This is a genomic window from Duganella sp. SG902 (genome assembly GCF_013376005.1).
In the GTDB taxonomy this organism is placed as follows: Bacteria; Pseudomonadota; Gammaproteobacteria; order Burkholderiales; family Burkholderiaceae_D; genus Rugamonas.
Genome location: NZ_JABMJK010000001.1, coordinates 136,698 through 153,003, shown reverse-complemented (window position 1 = coordinate 153,003; position 16,306 = coordinate 136,698). Strand labels below are relative to the sequence as shown.

Genomic DNA, 16,306 nt, shown 5'->3' with positions numbered 1-16,306 from the left:
GGATATTGAATGCAGCACTATTCGAAGAAGATCGCGTTGACGCCACTGAGCCTGGCGCTGATGGCCATCGGCGCGCCGGCGCTGGCGCAGACCAGCGTCGGCCAGGTGCAGGACGTGGTGGTGACCACCGCCGTGCGTGGCGAGGCCCGCACCGTGGCCGACAGCCCGGCACCGGTGGACGTCATCAGCGGCGAGCAGTTGATCCACACCGGCCGCGCCGAACTGGCGGAAGCGCTGGCGCGCCTGCTACCGTCGTTTAACTTCGGCACCAACCAGGCCGGCGTGAACTCGGTGGTGCGGCCGGTGAGCAATCGCGGCCTCGGACCAGCCTACACGCTGGTGCTGGTGAACGGCAAGCGGCGCCACAACAGCGCGTTGCTGACCAACGGTGGCGGCGACACCAGCGGCGTCAACGCCATCGATCTGGACACCATTCCGCTCAGCGCCATCGATCATATCGAGGTGTTGAAGGACAGCGCCGCCGCTCAATACGGCTCGGACGCGGTGGCCGGCGTGGTGAACGTGATCCTCAAGACCGGTAATCATGGCGGCGAAATCTCGGCCAGCTACGGCCGTCTCAAAGACGCGGAGGGCGATCTGTCGAACAAGAAGCTGGAGGGCGATGCCGGCTTCGCGCTGGGGGAGGACGGCTTCCTGCACATCGGCGCGGCGCTGCGCAAGCGCGGGCAGGCATGGTACAACTTCCCATCGACCAATCTGGTGGCGTATTCGCCGGCGTCCAATCCCAAAAACGCGACCTGGAACCGCGACGGCGCCCACAACGGCGATCCTGGCATCGAGGCCTACGATCTGGCTTTCAACGCTGAAAAGCCCTACAGTGCCGACGTGACGTTGTACGCTTTCGGCACGGCGGGTACGCGCAACACGGTGGCGGGGAATAACTTCCGCCGTCCTAACGGGCTGGCGACCATCGCACAGATCTTCCCCGACGGGTACTTCGCGCTGAATAATATGAGCGCCTACGATTACCAGTTGAACCTCGGCGCACGCGGCAAGGCGGCCGGCTGGAATTGGGATATCAGCACCGGCTATGGCCGCAACCGCGCCCGCCAGTACAGCAACCTGACGTTGAACCCTTCGCTCGGCCCGTCCTCGCCGATCAGCTTCGATAACCTGGCCACCTACCAGTTCGAGCAGTGGACCACCAATGAGGACTTCACGCGCGCGGTCGATATCGGCTGGAAGAAACCGCTGCAGTGGTCGTGGGGCCTGGAGCAGCGCGTCGAGCGCTTTGAGACCTTTGCCGGCGATCCGCTGGGTTACAAGAACGGTGGCTATATCTTCAAGGCCGGCGACCAGGAGGGCAATCCAAACGTCGGAAAACCGGCGGCTGTCGGCGCGCAGGCCGGCGTGGCGCTGTCGCCTGCCGATGCGACCAGCATCCGCCGCACGGTGCTGGCGATTTATAACGACATTGGCTTCTACCCGACCGAGGACTGGTTCGTCGATGGCGCGGTGCGCGCCGAGCATTACGACGACAGCGCGGGCAATACGGCCAGCGGCAAGATCAATAGCCGCTACGATTTCTCGCCGAAGTTCGCGATTCGCGGCACGGCGGGCACTGGCTTCCGCGCGCCTTCGCTGACGCAGATCGGCTATTCGCAGACCGACAACCGCACCAACATCAATCCCGTGACGGGGGAGGTGGGGCCCAGCCTGTCCAAGCTGCTGCGCAATAACTCGGATCTGGCCCACAAGTTCGGCGCGCGCGACCTGGATCCCGAGAAGTCGGTCAACTTCGGCATCGGCCTGGTGCTCAAGCCTGCGGATAACATCAACGTCACGCTGGACGGCTACCAGGTCAAGGTCAAGGACCGTATCGTCCGCACCGGCTATATGTTCGGTCCGGCGTTTGCTCCGACGCTGATCGCTGCTGGCTTGACCGGCACGGAGTGGGTGCAATACTTCGCCAACGCGGTAGACACCCGCACGCGTGGCGCCGACCTGGTGGCCGACATCACCAGCGATTACGGCAGCTATGGCCTGGTGCGCTGGGGCGCGGCCGTCAACTGGAACCGCACCACGGTCACCAAGATCAATGCCACGCCGTCGCAGATTACCGCGCTGGGTGCGAACCCGGGCGGCAGCTCGGTGTGGTTTGGTTATTCCGCGGGCGGCGGCATTGGTGACTTGAGCGCTACGCCGAAGACCAAGGTGATTCTGTCGGCGCGCTGGTTCCTGGGCGATTTCGAGGCGAACGTGCAGACCACGCGTTACGATTCTTACCTGTGGCAGACGACGGCGGATCGATCGAAGGATTATCACTTCGGCGCCAAGTGGCTGACGGATCTGGACCTGAGTTACGCCATCACCAAAAAGACCAAGCTGGTGATCGGCGCCGCCAACCTGTTTGACACCAAGCCGGATAAGAACGGTCCGGGCGACGCCAACTCGGGCGGCAACAGCTTTGTGTACGGTCCGGCGCCGTTCGCACCCAGCGGCGCGTACTACTATGGCAAGGTGACCTATGCCTTCTGACGCCAATCACGCGCGCCGCCGCCTGCTCGCCATGCTGCCGGCGGCGGCGTTGCTGGGGGCTTGCGGCAAGACGGCCGAGCCGCAGGCCGCCAGTGCGGCCACGCCGGATCTGTCGAAAGTCACGCTGGTGCTGGGCGATCAGGTCCGGCTGCTGCAGACCAAGGCGGAAGCGGCCGGCGTGCTGAAAGACGTGCCGTACAAAATTCAGTGGGCCAGCTTCCAGGGCGCCGCACCGTTGTTTGAGGCGGTGGTCTCCGGCGACGTGGACACCGCCATGGCGGCCGACACGCCGGCGTTGGCGGCGGCGGCCGGCGGCGCGCGCGTGAAGGTGGTGGCGGCCAGCGTCTCCTCCCCGGTGGCGGTGGCGATACTGGTGCCGCCCGATTCGCCCGTCAGGACCGTGGCCGATCTCAAAGGCCGCAATGTCATCGTCTCCTCGGCGCGTGGCAGTGTCGCCCACTTCCTTCTGTTCGGCGCATTGCGCGAAGCGGGATTGAAGCCGGATGAAGTCAACACCGGCTTCCTGCTGCCGAGCGACGCCGCGGTCGCCTTCTCCAGCGGGAAGATGGAGGCCTGGGCCACCTTTGGCACCTATCAGGCGGCGGCGGAACTGCGCGGTGCGCGCGTGCTGCGCAACGGTGTCGGCATCAACTCCGGCATCGGCGTCATCGCCGCCTCGGACGCCGCGCTGGCCGACCCGGGCAAGCGCGCGGCGCTGGCCGACGTCCTGCAACGGCTCGCGCAGTCCAACGTCTGGGCCAACGCTCATCCGAAAGAATATGGCGCCGTGTTCCAGCGCCTGACTGGCCTCCCACCCGAAGTGGCGCAACTCGCGGTTAGCCGCGACAAACCGCAGCTGCGCGCGGTCGACGGCGAAATCGTGCGCCAGTTGCAGGAGGTCGCGGACACCTTTTACGAAGCTAAATTATTCCCACGCCGGGTAGACGCGAGCAAGCTGGTGGACGCCAGCCTGTTCCGCCCAGCCATTTAAAGGAGCATCACCATGAGCAAACGACAACTGAAACTCGGCTTTATCCTGCACGGCGTTGGTCCCGGCTGGGGCGACTGGCGCCACCCTGACGCCGATCCAACGGCCAGTACCAATATCGACTTCTACCTGCGCCAGGCGAAATTGGCGGAGCAGGGCAAGTTCGATTTTCTGTTCGTGGCGGACAGCGTGCACATTACCGAGAAATCGAGTCCGCACTACCTGAACCGCTTCGAACCGCTGACCATCCTGTCCGCGCTGGCCACGGCCACCCAGAACATTGGCCTGGTCGGCACGCTCACCGTCAGCTACAGCGAACCATACACCGTGGCGCGCCAATTCGCGTCGCTGGACCACATCAGCAAGGGCCGCGCCGGCTGGAACGTTGTGACCTCGTGGCTGTCCGGCAGCGCCGAGAACTACGGCAAGCCGACCCACCCACCGCACGAAGTGCGCTACCGTATCGCCGCCGAACATCTTGAAACGGTGCGCGGCCTGTGGGACTCTTGGGAGGACGATGCGCTGGTGCGCGACAAGGCCAGCGGCCAGTTCTTCGACCCATCCAAGCTGCATACGCTGAACCACAAGGGCGAGTTCTTTTCGGTGCGCGGCCCGCTCAACATCAGCCGCTCGCCGCAGGGCCAGCCGGTGATCTTCCAGGCCGGCGCGTCGGAGGACGGCCGCAATTTCTCGGCCCGTTACGCGGACGCCTTCTTCACCGAGAACTCGTCGTTCGAGGCTTCGCAAGCCTATTACGCCGACATCAAGAAGCGTGCCGCCGCCTTTGGCCGCGCGCCCGAGCGCCTGAACGTGCTGCCCGCCCTGCGCGCCATCATTGGCCGCACCGAGGAGGATGCTGAACGCCTGTACAAGGAGGCTGTGGGCCTGATCCGCATCGAAGACGCGCTGGTCGCGCTGGCCCGATCGTTCAATGAACACGACCTGACCCAGTACCCGCTGGATGGTCCATTCCCGGACATCGCCCAATACGGCGCGGAGAGTAACCGCAGTTCGTCCGAACGCATTATCCGCGTCGCCCGTGAGGAGAACCTGACCTTGCGCGAAACCGCGCTGCGCTACGCCAGCCCGCGCCGCGAATTCGTCGGCACCGGCGTGCAGGTGGCGGACGCCATCCAACGCTGGTTCGACGGCGGCGCGGCCGACGGCTTCATCCTGTTCGAGTCGCTGCCGCGCCAGCTGGATGCCTTCGTGGCCGAAGTGGTGCCGGTGCTGCAGGAGCGCGGCCTGTTCCGGCGCGAGTATGAGCACAGCACCTTACGTGGTAATCTTGGCATCGAGGTGCCGGAGAACCGGAACACCGCCGCACGCCGCCAGGCCGCGTAAGGAGGATACACATGAGTGAAACACAGCATTTGCCGCAACGGCTGCGGCATTTCGTCACCCAGCTGGAACGTGTGATCGGGCAGGAGGAGGCGCGGATCGTCGAGCAAGGCTCGGCGCTGCTGCGCGAACTGATTGCGCATGACGACTGGCTGCCGCCGGAAGCGGCGGCGCCGCATCCACAGTTCTATCGCCAGTACTTGCTGTATCGCGACCCTGCCGCGCGCTTTTCGGTGGTCAGTTTCGTCTGGGGACCCGGCCAGTCCACGCCGATTCACGACCACACCGTATGGGGTTTGATCGGCCTGCTGCGCGGTGCGGAGATCTCGCACGATTTCCGCCGCACGGCGGACGGCAAGCTGGAACGGCACGGCGAGCCGCAGCGGCTGGAAACCGGCGACGTGGTGGCGGTGTCGCCGACATTGGGCGATATCCATCAGGTCTACAACGCCTATAGCGACCGTGTGTCGGTGGGCATCCACGTGTATGGCGCGGATATCGGCGCGGTGGACCGCAGCGTTTACACGCTGGATGGGCAGGTCAAGCCATTCCGCTCCGGCTACACGCCGCGGATTCCGTATCGCAGCTACCAGCAGGTGAGGGCCGAGCTGCTGGCCGGCCGCGAGATCGCGCTGCTCGACGTGCGAGAGGAGGATCCGCACGCGCAGGCGCACCCGCTGTTCGCCGCCAACTTCCCGTACGGCCGCATCGAGATCGATGCCTACACCAAGCTGCCGCGCCGGGACGTTCCCATCGTGGTGCTGGACGACGGCGAGGGCCTGGCGCTGCCGTCGGCTTTGCGGCTGCATCAACTGGGCTATACCAACGTGGCGCTGCTGGAAGGTGGCGTGTCCGGTTGGCGCGATGCGGGCGGCGAGTTGTTCCGCGATGTGAATGTGCCCAGCAAGTCATTTGGCGAATTGGTGGAGCATGAACGCCACACGCCATCGCTGTCCGCGCCGGAGGTGAAAGCTTTGATTGACAAGGGCGAGAACATCGTCATCCTGGACGCGCGCCGCTACGACGAATATCAGACCATGAACATCCCCGGCAGCATCAGCGTGCCGGGTGCGGAATTGGCACTGCGCGCGCGCGAGCTTGCACCGGACCCGTCGACCCGCATCATCGTCAATTGCGCCGGACGTACGCGCAGCATCATCGGCACGCAGTCGCTGATTAACGCCGGCGTGCCGAATCCCGTCTCGGCGCTGCGCAATGGCACCATCGGCTGGACGCTGGCGCAACAGGAACTGGAACATGGCCAGTCGCGCAGCTATCCGCCGGCGTCGGAAACCAACCGCCAGACGGCGGCGCGCGATGCGCGGGCGCTGGCCGAGCGCGCCGGCGTGGCACGCCTGGATCGCTCACAGCTGAAGGCACTGTATGAGGACCGTGCCCGCACCAACTATTTCTTCGACGTGCGCAGCCCGGGCGAGTATGGTGATGGACATCTGCCGCACTTTCGCTCCGCGCCGGGTGGTCAGCTGGTGCAGGAAACCGAGCAGTTCGCACCGGTGCGCGGCGCGCGCATTGTGCTGGCCGACAGCGACGGCGTGCGTGCCAATCTCACCGCGCACTGGCTGCGGCAGATGAACAACGACGTCTACGTGGTCGATGGCTTGCAGGCCGAAGACTTCAGCGTCCCCGGTGCGTGGAAGGACGAGGTGGCGCCGCAGCCGGAAGTGGAGGAGATTAGTGTCGAAACGCTGGCGCAGTGGCTGGAAGAAGCGCCGCAGCAGATCGCGCTGCTGGACTTCACGTCCGGCGTCAATTATCAGAAGCGGCATATTCCCGGCGCGTGGTTTGCGCTGCGCTCGCAATTGGCGGCGGCGCTGGCGCAACTGCCGGAAGGCGTGCAGCGCTACGTTCTGACCTGCGGCAGCAGCCTGCTTGCGCGTTATGTCGTGGCCGATCTGCGTGCCTTGACCAAGCTCCCGGTGGTGGTGCTGGCGGGCGGCACTGCGGCGTGGATTGCGACCGGCAAGCCGGTGGAAACGGGCGCCGCGCGGCTGGCGTCACCGCTGATTGACCGCTATCGTCGGCCGTATGAGGGCACGGACAACTGCGCGGAAGCCATGCAGGCGTATCTGGATTGGGAGTTTGGGCTGGTGGAGCAGCTTGGGCGCGACGGCACGCACGGTTTTCACGTCGTTTGACTTCGACGGCGACTTCTCATAAGTTATACTGGATTGAGGCCGCATAGACGGCCGAATCTCCTCCACTTACATGAGAAAAGTCACAATGACGATTACGAAGCGACTGATATTAACCCTGTCGTTGGCCCTGGTGGCGCTGATCTTTGTCGGCGCCGCCGGCCTCACCCAGCTGTCGCGCGCGCAGCAGCGGCTGGACAAAGTACAAACCAACCTGATTCCCAGCATCGCCGGCTTGAATATGGCCAAGGGCTATCTGGCTGATAGCCGTCTGGCTGGTTATCGCTTGTCGGTGTTTTCCAACCTGCCGGATAAAACCGCGTTGGACAAGGCGTACAACGATGCGCATGCCAAGTTTGACGAAGTGGTGGCGTTGTACGAGAAGGAGCGCATCGTCGACGATACCGATCGCAAGATGCTGGAAGCCGACAAGGCGGCGATGGCGGCTTATCGCCAGGCGCTGATACCGTTCCTGGCCGGCGCGCATGCCGGCGACATGGACGCGGTGCGCGCGACGCTGCAGCCCGGAACGCCGCTGGCCACGTCGGCGGCCGCCGTCAAAAAAGCGTTTGACGACCATATCGCTTATAACAATAAGCTGATCGAAGAAGTGCGCGAGGAGAGCGTGGCCGCGTACAACTTCGCCTTCCGTCTGCTGGTGACGGTGATTGTGCTGGCGGTGCTGGTGACCGGTGCGCTGGCATGGCAGCTGTATGTCACCATCAAGGGCAGCCTGGAATCGATCCGCGGCACGTTGGAAGACGTGAGCCAGTCGCTCGACCTGACGCACCAGATCAAGGTGGAGCGCATGGACGAAATCGGCCACACGGCGCTGGCGTTCAACAAGCTGCTGGAGCAAATCGCGGGTGTGATCGAGACGGTGCGCGCTTCCACCAGCGCGGTGGGAGCGGCTTCGCAGCAGATCGCGGCCGGCACCGGCGACCTGTCGCAGCGCACCGCGTCGCAGGCCGCGGCGCTGGAGCAGACCGCGGCAAGCATGGAGCAGCTGACGTCCACCGTAGGCCAGAACGCGGACAACGCGCGCCAGGCCAACCAGCTGGCCCGTTCGGCGTCCGAGGTGGCGACGCAGGGCGGTTCGGTGGTGGAGCAGGTGGTGGTGACCATGGGATCCATCAACGAATCCTCGCGCAAGATTGTCGATATCATTTCGGTTATCGATGGCATTGCGTTCCAGACCAATATCCTGGCGCTGAATGCCGCGGTGGAAGCGGCGCGCGCGGGTGAACAGGGCCGGGGCTTCGCGGTGGTGGCGACCGAGGTGCGCAATCTGGCGCAACGTTCGGCGGCTGCCGCCAAGGAAATCAAGGCGCTGATCGATGATTCGGTGGAGAAGGTTGGATCGGGCACCAAGCTGGTGGAGCAGGCCGGCAGCACCATGCGCGAAGTGGTCTCCAGCATCAAGCAGGTGACGGACATCGTTGGTGAAATCAGCGCCGCGACGCAGGAGCAGAACGACGGCATCGCGCAGGTGCATCGCGCGGTCACGGAAATGGACCAGACCACGCAGCAGAATGCATCGCTGGTGGAGCAGACCGCCGGCGCCGCGACATTGTTGCGCGACCAGGCGGACAAGCTGGAGCAGGTGGTCAGCGCATTCAGGATCAACGCGACGCACGCGGCCTATGTCGCCCCAGCGCTGGCGCCGGCACCTGCGGCGGCGCCGCGCCGCGCGGCCGTCGCCGTGCTGCCGAAGACCCCGCGCGCCAAGCCGGTCGCCAAGCCCGCGCCGCAAACGCGCAAGGAAGCCTCTTCCGGCGACGAGTGGGAAGAGTTTTAATACCCTCTACGGAGTTTATCGATGAATTTCAAGCGTCTTGGAAAATCCGGCTTGCGCGTGCCGGAGCTGAGTTTTGGCACGGCGACTTTTGGCGGCGGCAACGACTTCTTTAAGGCTTGGGGCAGTACGGATTCGAATGGCGCCGCGCGGCTGATCGACGTCTGCCTGGAGCATGGCGTCTCCATGTTCGATACCGCTGATGTGTACTCGGACGGCCTGGCCGAGCAAATTCTTGGTGAGGCCATCCAGGGCAAGCGCAATCGCCTGCTGATTTCGACCAAGGTCACTTTCCCCACCGGCCAGGGACCCAATGACTATGGCTCCTCGCGCCAGCACATCGTGGAGGCGGTCGACAAGTCCCTGCGGCGCTTGCAGGTGGATCACATCGATCTGCTGCAACTGCACGGCCAGGACTACAACACGCCGGTCGAGGAAACCCTGTCCACGCTGGATCAACTGGTCCGCGCCGGCAAGGTGCGCTACATCGGCGCTTCCAATTTCTCCGGCTGGCACTTGATGAAATCCCTCGCCACGGCGGATCGTTACGGCTATCCGCGCCACGTCGCGCATCAGATTTACTACTCGCTGCTGAACCGCGATTATGAGTGGGAGCTGGCGCCGCTGGCGGAGGACCAGGGCGTGGGCGCGGTGGTATGGAGCCCGCTGGGGTGGGGCAAGCTGACCGGTAAAATCCGTCGCGGCCAGCCAGCCAAGCCGGGCACGCGTGCGCATGATATCGCCGGCACCGGGCCGCACTTTGAGGAGGATCGCCTGTTCCGCATCATTGACGCGCTGGATGTGGTGGCCGAACAGACCGGCAAGTCGATTCCGCAGATTGCGCTCAACTGGCTGCTGGGGAAGAAAACCGTCTCCAACGTCATCATCGGCGCGCGCGACGAAAAGCAGCTGATCGAGAACATCGGCGCCACCGGCTGGTCGCTGACGCCGGAGCAGAACGCGCTGCTGGAGCAGGCCAGCGATGTGCCGCCGGCATATCCGGTATGGCACCAGCGCGACTTCGCCATGTTGAACGAGCGCGGCGCCTAGAAGTTCCTGATCAGCGTCGCCCGCAATGAGCGTGATTCGATGGGGTGGAAGTGGATGTCGGCGACGGCCGCCGCTTCTCCCTTGAGCTGCGACGCATAGTAGTAATCGATGGCGGAATCGCGGCGGTTGGTGATGTTGAAGGCCTCCAGCTCCAGCGCAAGATCCTTGCGGATCTTCCAGCCGAAACGCCCGTTCAGCGTCATGCTCGATTTGGACCGCACGCTGTTATCTTCAATCAGTGGACGCGGACCAAAGTAACGCAGCTTGAGCGACCCCGAATACGGGCCCCCATCGTCCACCGTCAGCGCCAGCTGGCCGGTGCCTTCAATCGCGCCCGGAATGTAGCTGCCCGCCTCCTGATAGCCGCGTGAACGGGCCCGCGCGTAGGCCAGGTCGAGGTCGACCGACAGCCATTTCAGCGCCTTGTAGTAATTGGAGAATTCCACGCCATAGCGGCGGCTTGGCGGGCCGGCTTCGGTCGCGCCGGCATCGCCTATGTAGACCAGCTCCGAGTCGAAGTCCAGCCGGTACAACGACAGCGATGTTTGCAAACCGGGCAGCCACGAGCTGCGCGCGCCCAGCTCCATGCCGCGCGAGCGCGCCAGCGGCGTCACCTTGTCGGCCGCCAGCCCGGTCTTCGGATCGATGGTGATGGTGGTGCCGCGCGCATCGTTGCTATGGAAGCCGTTGCCGAAGTTGGCGTACACCTCGGCCGTTTGCCATGGCCCGTAGATCATGCTCAGGCTCGGGCTCACCAGATGGTCGTTAGCCTTGCCGGAATTGGCCGCAAGGCCGCTTTGCACGTCGAAGCGATAGCGGTCCAGCCGCACGCCTGCCATGGTACGGAAGGCCGCGTTCCAGCGCGTGTTGTTCTCCACGTACAGGCCCGCGCTGGATTCCACGATGTGATCCTGCCGCGTCACGGACAGCGTACGGCGCGCCTGTGTGCTGTACAAGCCGTTGAAGATATTATCGTTCTGGAGCTGTACGCCGACCGTGGTTTCGCTGTTGCCGGTTTCGGTGTGATGGTGCCAGCTATGCGATGCATTCAAGCCGCTGGTGACGCGCCTGTCCGGCTGCGCGAACTGATCGCCATGCACGGGATCGTCCATGAAGTAGGTGAAGTTGGACCACAAGTCCAGTTGGTTGGCGATGATGTAGGCGTTGACCTTGGACGCGCTGTCCTCCGCCGTGCGCCGCCACGCGCCGGACAGGCTGTAACGGTGCGCCTTGCCTCCGTCCGTATCGTCGATGGTGTCGTTGCGGCCGATCTGCCCATCCCGCACGGCGCGCTGTGGAATCTGGTCGGTGGAGTTCCAGTCGGCCTTGTAGGCCATCAGGCTGACATTGAAGCCGTTATTGGCATAGCCCTCGCTGTAGCGCAGCACAGCGTTCAGTTTCTGATAATCGTCCGGGCGCGTGAACGGGCCGTCGTTGTGCATCGCTTCGACGGCATACAGCAGGCTGCCGCGTTGCGTTTCCACCGAGTTGGCTAGCAGCGCGCGGCCATAGCCATGCTGCCCCGCCGAGACGCTGGCCACACCTTGCAGCAGGCGATTCGCATACGCCACCGACGCCGTGCCTGCCGATGCGAAGTCGCCTTCCTCGGCGGAGTAGGGGCCCTTCTTGTAATCGAGCCGCACTGCCAGTTCCGGGATCAGGAAATTCAGGTCGCTCCAGCCCTGGCCATGCGCGTGGCTGCGCTGGTTGACCGGCATGCCGTCCACCGTGGTGCGCAGGTCGGTGCCGTGATCGAGATTGAAACCGCGCAGGTAGAACTGGTTGGCCTTTCCTTCGCCACTATGCTGGCTGACCACCAGTCCCGGCACCGCCTCCAGCATCTCGCCGGGACGATACACCGTGCGCGCCGCAAGCTCCGCTTGCGTGACCGTTCCTGCGCTGGCGGCATCGGCCACGCCCAGTTGGCTGGTGCGCGAGCCATCCACCAGGACTTTTTGCAGGATCTGGTCGTCCGCGTGCGCGGCACCCAATGCCAGCAACAGCGCGTACTTAAGGGGCGATTTGATCGATGTGGTCTTGATCGAAGAAGAGCGTTCTGGTCTTGCCATCGGTTTGCAGGTTAACGGTGTTCTTTTGCGACGGCAGGAAGTCTATCAGCAAAGCGTTGTGTATGCGGCTGCCTTTCGCCAGCCTCGCACTGGGCAGTTCCTGGAAGATGACGACGCTGTCGGCATCCACCTTCACGCCGACCCACTGCAAGGGCAGGCGTGCGCCGTCCGGGCCGGCGATGGTGAACTGTTTTTCCACATAACGGCGCAGCGGCGCCTCGCTGTCGGCGCGGCCAAGGTCGAATTGGCGGCCATAGAGATTGGTCAGCAGCGCGGCGAGATCGTGCGAGGTATAGGTGTGCACGATCTCGGTGCCGCCAGTGCGTTCGTTGTAGCTGATGTCCGCGATTCCGGTGTGGAAGTTGTGGGCATGGGCGCCGCCGGCGCATGCCAGCAGCACAGCTAAAACGAGGCGCATCATCACTTCTTCTCGTCCTTCTTGAGCGGCGTATTAAAGTCGCGCATCAGGTTATTCTTGTCACGCTCGGTCTTGAACAGTTCGAGGCGGGACTGGGTAACCTTGCGTGGCCACGCGTTGTTGGAGGTGTCGATGTCGGCGGTTTCCCAGTATGGGTCCTGGGTCAGGCCCACCATGGGCTCGTCGGTGACGATCAACTTGGTGATCTTCTTGGAGTTGTAGCGCCATACCTCGGCCGGAATACGCTCGATGTACTTCTTGCCGCTCTTGAGTTCAATCTCCAGGATCAGCGGCATCACCATGCCACCCAGGTTGGAGAAGTCCACCAGGTACAGGTGCTTGCCCTGGTCCAGCAGCTTTTTCTCCCACGGCTCCAGCTTCTCGATGGCTTCGGCGTAGCTGTTACGGTCCTTGTTGGTGACGGTGAACTCGTCATGCTCGTTGTAGAAGTCCTTCAGCTCGGGATGCGCATCCACGCGCTTCGGCAGGGCCTTGTTGCGCTGGTCGGACAGCGACACCGGCTGCGCATCCTTCTGCGCCTTCTTCCAGGCCTTTTCCTTTTCAGGATCCTTGGTGCTCACGCCATATTCGCTGATGCCGTCGATGCTGATGTCCACCGGATCGGTGGTGTAGAACCAGCCGCGCCAGAACCAGTCGAGGTCCGTGCCGGAGGCGTCTTCCATGGTGCGGAAGAAGTCGGCCGGGGTAGGGCGCTTGAATTTCCAGCGCTGCGCGTATTCACGGAAGGCGTAGTCGAACAGTTCGCGGCCAAGAATCGTCTCGCGCAGGATGTTCAAGCCGGTGGCGGGTTTGGCGTAGGCGTTGGGGCCGACCTGCACCAGCGACTCCGAGTTGGTCATGATCGGCACCTGCTCCTGGCTGCGCATGTAGTCGACGATGTTGCGCGGCTCACCGCGGCGCGATGGGTATTTGTCTTCCCATTCCTGTTCGGCGAGGTACTGCACGAAGGTGTTCAGGCCCTCGTCCATCCAGGTCCATTGGCGTTCGTCCGAGTTGATAATCATCGGATAGTAATTGTGGCCCACCTCGTGGATGATCACACCGATCAGGCCATATTTGGTCTGCTGCGACCAGGTCAGCTCGCCCGTCTTTTTGTCCTTGGTCGGGCGCGGACCGTTAAAGGAGATCATCGGATACTCCATGCCGCCCACCGGGCCGTTGACCGAAATCGCGGTCGGATACGGGTAGTCGAAGCTGTACTTGTTGTACTTGTCGATGGTGTGGATGATGGCCTGCGTGCTGTATTTGCCCCACAGCGGATTGCCTTCCTTCGGATAGTAGGACATCGCCATCACGTTGGTGGAATCCTTCTTGAAGCCTTGCGCATCCCAGATGAATTTGCGGCTGGAGGCCCAGGCGAAATCGCGCACGTTGCTGGCCTTGAAGTGCCAGGTCTTGCTGGCGTTGCTGCGCGACTTCTCGGCCCTGGTGGCTTCCTCCTGCATGACGATCAGCACCGGCGCGCTGGCGGTGCGCGCCTTTTCCAGACGTTCGCGCTGCGCCGCGCTCAGCACATCGCTCGGATTTTGCAGCTCGCCGGTGGAGGCCACCACGTGATCGGCGGGGACGGTCAGCTGCACGTCATAGTCGCCGAATTCCAGCGTGAATTCGCCGGTGCCGAGGAACTGCTTGTGCTGCCAGCCGTAGACATCGTAATAGGCCGCCATGCGCGGGAACCATTGCGCGATCTCGAACAGATCGTTCTTGTCTTCCTCAAAGTGCTCGTAGCCGGAACGGCCGCCCAGCACCTGCTGCTCGTTGATGTTGTAGGACCAGTCGATATTGAAGACGAACTTCTCGCCCGGCTTCAATGGCGTCGGAAGGTCGATGCGCATCATGGTGCGGTTGATGACGTGCTTCAGCGGCTGGCCGTTGGTGGCCACGCTCTTGATCTTGAAGCCGCCGTCGAACTCGCGGCCGGCCAGGATGCCGCGCATGCCTTCGAACTTGTAGCCATCCTCCGGCGACGTCGCCTTGGCCCACGCCTCGCGCGAAGGCTGGGTGAGCATCATGCGGGCGTCGGAGTCTTTTTTGTAGATGTTCTGGTCGAGCTGTACCCACAGATAGCTCAGCGTATCGGGCGAGTTGTTGTGATAGGTGATTTGCTCGCTGCCGGTGAGGGCGCGCCTGGCTTCGTCCAGCGTGGCGCTGATGGTGTAGTCGGCGCGCTGCTGCCAGTAGGCGTGGCCCGGCGCGCCGGAGGCGGTACGGTAGACGTTAGGCGTCGGCAGGATTTCGTCGAGTTGACGGAATTTGTCGTCGAAGGGTTCCGCCGCGTAGGCGGACACCGTCAGGCAAAGGGCCAGGAAGCCAATTTTTCTGCGCATGTAGCTGTTTCCTCTGGATAAGAGGATAAATTGTATAGCAGGTTTTCATACGATTACCTGCGGATACAATAAAATACAAACGCAAAATTAAACTGGTTTCAGCGTTTGGCCTGGGCCGCGTGGAACGCCTCCTGGAACTGGTAGTGTGCATCGTCCGTCGCGGTGATGGCGGTGGACGGCACGTCGAGCTTCATCAGACGCGAGCCCGCGCCGGCGCTGGCTTGCGGCCATTCCGGCAGGCCGGCGCCGTTAGGATTGCCGGTCTTGATAAAGTTGGCGAAGTAGTTCTGCATCTGCGCCGACAGGGCACGGTCATCGTCGGTCCATGCATAGACTTTATTCCCGGCCAGGTTGCCCATGGCGTACTCGATCTCCACCGAATGGCCTGCGCCCTCCTGACCCGGGCGCGGACGGGTGTAGTAATAGCGGTAGGTCGGCTTGCCGCTGGTGCGGGCGTGGGTGTCGATCCACTTCCAGGTGCCGTAGCCGATGAAGCGGTCGCTCGCCAGTTCGGTCGCGGCCTGCTTCACGTCGCCGCTGTAGGCTTGCTGCGCGGCGGCCGCTTGGTCGCCGTAGAGCTTTTGCAGCGCGGCGGCGAAGTTCTCGGCGGTCGGTTCGGCGTCGCCCAGGATTTGCTTGTAGTGGCCTTCGTACGAATTCCAGCCCGCCAGCAAAGGCACTTTGGCCTGCTCGCCGGCGGCGTACATGGCGGCCGGCGAACGTGGAATCACGTAGCCGTCCTCGATGGCGGAGAACCAGGTGCCGGGTTTCTTGGTGGCGTCCAGCAGCAGCTGCGCCGGCAGCGCGCGCAGCTCGGCCAGCGTCGGCGCGCCGGCGTCTTTCGCAAAGGTGGCGCCGACCTGCTCCGCGAAGCTGAGCGGCGCCAGGCCCATGGCGCTGAGCAGCGAACCGCTTTCGCCGATGGCGCCCGCGATCAGGCCCTTGGCTTGCGGGTTGATCATCTGCGCGCTGACCGAGAATGAACCGGCCGATTCGCCGGCGATGGTCACACGCGACGGATCGCCGCCGAAGGCCGCGATGTTCTTTTTCACCCATTGCAGCGCCGCCGCCTGGTCCATCAGGCCGTAGTTGCCGGAGGCCTGGTTCGGCGATTCCTTGCTCAACTCGGGATGGGCCAGGAAACCGAACACGTTCAGGCGGTAGTTGACGGTGAGCGTGACGATGCCCTTGGCGGCCATGCTCTCGCCGTCGTAGCGCGGCTCCGAGCCGTCGCCGGCCGCGAAGCCGCCACCGTAGAAGTACACCAGCACCGGCAGCTTTTCCTTGGCCGACCTGGCCGGCGTCCAGACGTTGAGATACAGGCAGTCCTCGCTCACGCCGTCGGAACGGAACACCATGTCGCTGAACAGCGGCAGCTGCATGCAGGGCGCCGCGAAGCGATCGGCCTTGCGCGTGCCCTTCCACTTAGCCGCCGCCTGCGGCGCCGCCCAGCGCAGCTTGCCGACCGGCGCCGCCGCGTAGGGAATGCCTTTAAACGACTTCACGCCGGAAGCTTCCTGCACCCCGCTCACCACGCCGGTGGCGGTGGCGGCGCGCGGCGTGCTGCTGGTTGCTGCGTAGGCGGAAGAGGAAATAACACTAGCGGCGATCAACAGCACGGGGAGTTTGTTCATTGTCTCGATAT

10 protein-coding genes are annotated in these 16,306 nt (G+C 63.7%); 6 read left to right on the top strand and 4 right to left on the bottom strand.

The features are described 5' to 3' along the window. Window positions 1-9 precede the first annotated feature (9 nt). The 6 genes from FHW83_RS00605 to FHW83_RS00580 all read left to right on the top strand — a co-directional run bounded on the left by FHW83_RS00605 (window position 10) and on the right by FHW83_RS00580 (window position 9,826). Entirely contained in the window at window positions 10-2,499 is a 2,490-nt protein-coding gene (locus FHW83_RS00605) for a TonB-dependent siderophore receptor (RefSeq protein WP_176644443.1), read from the top strand. Beyond that, complete coding sequence (locus tag FHW83_RS00600; RefSeq protein ID WP_176644442.1) at window positions 2,489-3,490, top strand: ABC transporter substrate-binding protein; 1,002 nt, start codon at window positions 2,489-2,491, stop codon at window positions 3,488-3,490. The genes FHW83_RS00605 and FHW83_RS00600 overlap by 11 nt, the downstream gene beginning before the upstream one ends. 12 nt (window positions 3,491-3,502) lie before the next feature. Then, entirely contained in the window at window positions 3,503-4,831 is a 1,329-nt protein-coding gene (locus tag FHW83_RS00595) for an LLM class flavin-dependent oxidoreductase (RefSeq protein ID WP_176644441.1), read from the top strand. Window positions 4,832-5,400: 569 nt separating this feature from the next. Further along, on the top strand, window positions 5,401-6,984 hold the full coding sequence (locus tag FHW83_RS00590) for a rhodanese-related sulfurtransferase (protein WP_373997160.1): 1,584 nt from the start codon (window positions 5,401-5,403) through the stop codon (window positions 6,982-6,984). A gap of 85 nt (window positions 6,985-7,069) precedes the next feature. Further along, on the top strand, window positions 7,070-8,779 hold the full coding sequence (locus tag FHW83_RS00585; RefSeq protein WP_176644439.1) for a methyl-accepting chemotaxis protein: 1,710 nt from the start codon (window positions 7,070-7,072) through the stop codon (window positions 8,777-8,779). Between the two features lie 21 nt (window positions 8,780-8,800). Beyond that, entirely contained in the window at window positions 8,801-9,826 is a 1,026-nt protein-coding gene (locus FHW83_RS00580) for an aldo/keto reductase (RefSeq protein WP_176644438.1), read from the top strand. Here FHW83_RS00580 and FHW83_RS00575 read toward each other — a convergent pair. The 4 genes from FHW83_RS00575 to FHW83_RS00560 form a co-directional block, all read right to left on the bottom strand. Beyond that, window positions 9,823-11,895: a TonB-dependent receptor gene (locus FHW83_RS00575; RefSeq protein WP_176644437.1), complete on the bottom strand. Its 2,073-nt coding sequence runs from the start codon at window positions 11,893-11,895 to the stop codon at window positions 9,823-9,825. The two genes, FHW83_RS00580 and FHW83_RS00575, sit on opposite strands and share 4 nt — an antisense overlap. Continuing rightward, window positions 11,837-12,316, bottom strand: coding sequence for a DUF6702 family protein (locus FHW83_RS00570; RefSeq protein WP_176644436.1), 480 nt, complete (start codon window positions 12,314-12,316; stop codon window positions 11,837-11,839). Before FHW83_RS00570 ends, FHW83_RS00575 begins: the two co-directional genes overlap by 59 nt. Next, window positions 12,316-14,661 (bottom strand): M1 family metallopeptidase, encoded by a 2,346-nt coding sequence (locus FHW83_RS00565; RefSeq protein WP_176644435.1) that lies wholly within the window; start codon window positions 14,659-14,661, stop codon window positions 12,316-12,318. Before FHW83_RS00565 ends, FHW83_RS00570 begins: the two co-directional genes overlap by 1 nt. A gap of 98 nt (window positions 14,662-14,759) precedes the next feature. Next, complete coding sequence (locus FHW83_RS00560) at window positions 14,760-16,295, bottom strand: carboxylesterase/lipase family protein (RefSeq protein WP_176644434.1); 1,536 nt, start codon at window positions 16,293-16,295, stop codon at window positions 14,760-14,762. Between the last annotated feature and the right edge of the window lie 11 nt (window positions 16,296-16,306).